The sequence below is a fragment of the Chthonomonas sp. genome (assembly GCF_035294165.1).
Classification (GTDB): domain Bacteria; phylum Armatimonadota; class Chthonomonadetes; order Chthonomonadales; family Chthonomonadaceae; genus Chthonomonas.
This window is the reverse complement of the sequence record NZ_DATGLN010000220.1, coordinates 1-3,723: the sequence shown is the minus strand read 5'-3', so window position 1 is coordinate 3,723 and position 3,723 is coordinate 1. Positions and strand designations below refer to the sequence as shown.

Genomic DNA, 3,723 nt, shown 5'->3' with positions numbered 1-3,723 from the left:
ACGGGAATAGTCTGCGTGCCATCGTGATGAAACTCGATAATCTAAGTGAAGAGCAGGTCATTGACCTCAATATTCCTAACGGCGTGCCCATCGTTTACGAGATCGACTCGGAGGGTCGCCCTATCAGCAAAACGGAGCTTTAATCGTCTTCGAGAAGAGGTGGCGCCATGCCCCAACAACCGAATCAATCCACCATAACCCTGAAAAGACCGCCCGGGCGCGAGGCCGATCCGGCGTCTGTGCCGCACGACCCGCCGTTCGAGGTGTTGTTGCCTCTTTTTCTGCTCGTAATGGTTCTTTTGTGGCTATGGCGGCGTTGGAGCGTAGGGGCGGCTTGGCGCCGATACGCCAAAAGCCTTCATGGGGAGATTCGCATGCGCAACCGCTTCTCTCCTGCCTGCATAGCGGCAACCTTCCGCGGCCGTCCCTTCCTCCTAGAGACGGCCGTCAGCCACGAGGATGAAACGCCCTACTACCACACCCGCGGCGCTCTGCCCATCGGCAACCCTGCCAGCTTCATTTTAGGCGTGCGTCGCAAAAGCCTTCTGGAGGAGATGCAGACGCGCAAAGAGCGCCCGCCCAATGAGGAGGGAAAGGGCGCCCAGCTCCAGAAAACCTCGCGGTTTTCTGGAGACCTCAGTACTGACCTTGAGCTGAACGACCCGGATTTCGAGCGCCGCTTCTTCGTGGTGTGCAATCAGCCCGATATTCTGCCTCTTGTGCTGACGAAGGAGGTGCGCCGTGAGCTAAGTCGGTACCACGACGTAGAAATTTACGTCCGTTTACAGGAGATTGAGTGGCGTCGAGCCGGTGAGGTGTCCGATCTCAAGGCCATTGAGCGATTGAACCAGCTCATTGCCGATATGGCAGAAGCCATTGACGATCTGCCGCCTTCCGACGCCCCTCTATCGTTACGCCTCGCCGACGAACAGATGATCGCCAAAGGCATATGATTGATACCAAACTTCTCCCCGCCACACCGGAGGCGATTGTGGAGGCGGCAGCCCTCATTCGCTCCGGCGAACTGGTAGCGTTTCCTACCGAAACGGTCTACGGCTTGGGGACAAATGCATTGAATCCGCAAGCTGTGGCCGCCATTTTTACCGCCAAAGGCCGCCCGGCTACCAACCCGTTGATCGTACATGTGCTCGATGTGGAGTCATCACGTCCGCTTGTTAGCACGTGGCCATTGCAAGCGCAACGGCTCGCCGAGCGATTTTGGCCGGGGCCGCTCACCTTGGTTCTTCCCAAAAGCGCATCTGTTCCCTGTGAGGTAACCGGTGGCGGAGCCACGGTAGGGCTGCGTGCTCCGTCGCATCCGGTGGCGCGAGCGCTTCTGGAGGCCTCCAAAGTTCCCATCGCCGCCCCCAGCGCCAATCGCTCCAACCATGTCTCCCCTACAACCGCCCAACATGTGTGGGACGACCTTAAAGGGCGAATCGCTCTTATCCTTGATGGAGGGCCTACCTCAGGAGGGCTAGAATCCACGGTGCTCAGTTTGGCGGAAGATCCGCCTCGCATCCTGCGGCTGGGGCTGATAACTCCGGCTGCGATTGAGCAGGTTATCGGGCCGGTTCAACTGCCCCCTCTAAAGCCGGCTTGCGAGCAACAGAATGCCCCTCTCCCATCGCCTGGTATGCTAAGCCGACACTATGCGCCCAAAGTCCCCCTAGAGATCGCCGAGGATGCCGCCGCACGGGTCCAGGAACTGTTAGCGCAAGGGGAGCGTGTGGGATGGCTAACGTTGCAGCCGCGGGAACTAGGTCAGCGAAACGGGGTGGTGCTGGTGATGCCCCATTCGGCAGAGGCCTACGCCCGGCGGCTCTACGCCGCCTTGCGGGAGCTGGAGGCGGCCGAGGTGACCCGGATCGTGGTGGACGCCCCCCCTCAAGCGCAGGAATGGCTGGCCATTTGGGATCGTCTTCGCCGCGCTGCCGCATAGAGGCATAAAAATAGAACAACCTCAGCAAGAGACGCCCTTATTCGAGCCTAATCCCTCTCAACATCCTCTCTTCACCGACATTCTTCAACTGCCGTGCCCGCACAAGAGAGACGGTGCTTCACAGAAACATGAGCACCAACAGGAATGCCGAGCCGTCCGGTCTTGCGCAGTATTGCCGCCTGCTCCGGCGCAATGAAAACGAGGCTAGGCACGCTGCTGAAGCTGCTTACCTCCTCTAGCCGTAGCAGAACCTCTCGGAGTATACACCAGATGGATATTTACTCCATTAAGCCCTCCATCCTCCCCAATATGCAGCTCTAAAGGAGCACTCATCGCCTTCCTGCGTACTTGCAGCTCCAGGGGACTGGAGGATTGGTACGAAAGCCGTATAGCCTCCTCTGGAGTAAGACCGGTAAGGACTTGGCCGTTAATGGCCTCGATCACATCTCCTGCTTGTAACCCCGCTTTCGCTGCCGGAGCAGCGGGAGATACCTCTTGGATAGTTACATTGCTCAGCCCTACTCTGATGGACACTTCTCTTAGTCGGCTTAAACCTAGTAGGAGAACAATCACTTGGACGACCAACAGCATCTGTCCTATAACGCCTAGCTTCACTTGCGTTAAACCATCTATAGGATAGGCAATACAAGAAATACTGCAGATGACTGTCTCTGCCCACAGCAGCCTCTGAAGAAATTTGAGATGTTGCTTGCCTACCTGCAGCACGTTGTCTGAGGATATCTCAAAAGTTTGGGGTCTTCGACGCCAGGTCGAAGCGATGATCTCTACGTAGACGGTTAGGACCTCTGAAAATGGAAGGTTCTTCCACAATGCCAGCACTCGGGCCACTTTGGAGACCCCAAAGGCACACCAACCCACCCCAAACAAGAGCAAACCTTCTACGAGCATTGCCTTCCATCGAGAGACCTCCCAATGAATATGAAAGGTCAGCTCTACACTGAGGTAAGCCAAGAGGACCCCATAAAGGGTATGCCTTCTTAGGGCTTGAAAAGCCTGTACTAAGTTTTGAGAAGCGTTGATAGGGTTTAGCCGCAAATGCATCGCCTTTCCTACGACATCCTCTGTCATAAAAACATAGCAAGGAGACCCCCTGCGTTTACGCGGGGGAGGAATTGCTATCCGCATTCGCCCGATTGTCGAGAGCAATCGTGGCGTCACAATAACTCCTCGCACTCCTTTCCGCTTTCGCTGGTAAGTAGAGAGTATTTGTGGTATAATACTCTCGATAAACAAAGATTATCCAAAAGAAGGGCAAGGTGGTGAAAGTCACGTTGCGACTAAAACTGCATAGAGAACCCGCCACCCAAAAGGCTCTAAAGGAAACACTCTTGCAGTTTACCGACTGCTTCAACGCCGTATGCACTTACGGTTGGGAGCAGAACGAGCGTAACGGAACCCGACTGCACCGGGCAACCTACAAGTCCCTCCGGAAAGCGCACCCTGACCTGCCTGCCCAGTTGGTCGTAGCGGCGAGAAGGAAGGCAGGGGAAGCCCTCAAGTCGGTACAGGAGCGCAAGAAGCAGGGACGTTCCGTTTCCTGCCCGCAGTCCGCCCTTTGCCCCGTCCGCTATGATGCGCGTTCGTATTGGGTGCGTCTTCAAGACGGCTGTGCCTCTCTTGCCACCACACAAGGTCGTGTTTGTGTACCCTTCCGCCTGTGTGACTACTACACTCGTTACGCCCACTGGCAGCCCTGCTCGGCAGACTTATGTTTTCGTGACGGTGCCTTTTCCCTGCATGTGGTGGTGGAAGCCGAGTCA

General features: G+C 56.4%; 3 protein-coding genes and 1 pseudogene. 3 read left to right on the top strand and 1 reads right to left on the bottom strand.

The window, feature by feature from the left end:
• Positions 1–167 precede the first annotated feature (167 nt).
• Positions 168–953 carry a hypothetical protein gene (locus VKV29_RS12520; RefSeq protein ID WP_324201647.1) on the top strand — a complete coding sequence of 262 codons (786 nt, stop codon included), beginning with the start codon at positions 168–170 and terminating at the stop codon, positions 951–953.
• Positions 950–1,942 carry an L-threonylcarbamoyladenylate synthase gene (locus VKV29_RS12515; protein ID WP_324201646.1) on the top strand — a complete coding sequence of 331 codons (993 nt, stop codon included), beginning with the start codon at positions 950–952 and terminating at the stop codon, positions 1,940–1,942. The genes VKV29_RS12520 and VKV29_RS12515 overlap by 4 nt, the downstream gene beginning before the upstream one ends.
• Positions 1,943–2,146: 204 nt before the next feature.
• Here VKV29_RS12515 and VKV29_RS12510 read toward each other — a convergent pair whose 3' ends face one another.
• A complete protein-coding gene (locus tag VKV29_RS12510) occupies positions 2,147–3,004 on the bottom strand; it encodes a PDZ domain-containing protein (RefSeq protein WP_324201645.1) in 858 nt (285 codons plus the stop codon).
• Positions 3,005–3,219: 215 nt separating this feature from the next.
• On the opposite strand from VKV29_RS12510, the pseudogene VKV29_RS12505 reads away from it, so the two are divergent.
• Positions 3,220–3,723 (top strand): annotated as a pseudogene (locus VKV29_RS12505) (RNA-guided endonuclease TnpB family protein); the annotation flags it as partial.

Bases quoted from the DNA above. Each gene is read 5' to 3' on its own strand.
- VKV29_RS12520 (WP_324201647.1), top strand. From the start codon at position 168: ATGCCCCAACAACCGAATCAATCCACCATAACCCTGAAAAGACCGCCC.
- VKV29_RS12515 (WP_324201646.1), top strand. From the start codon at position 950: ATGATTGATACCAAACTTCTCCCCGCCACACCGGAGGCGATTGTGGAG.
- VKV29_RS12510 (WP_324201645.1), bottom strand. From the start codon at position 3,004: ATGCATTTGCGGCTAAACCCTATCAACGCTTCTCAAAACTTAGTACAG.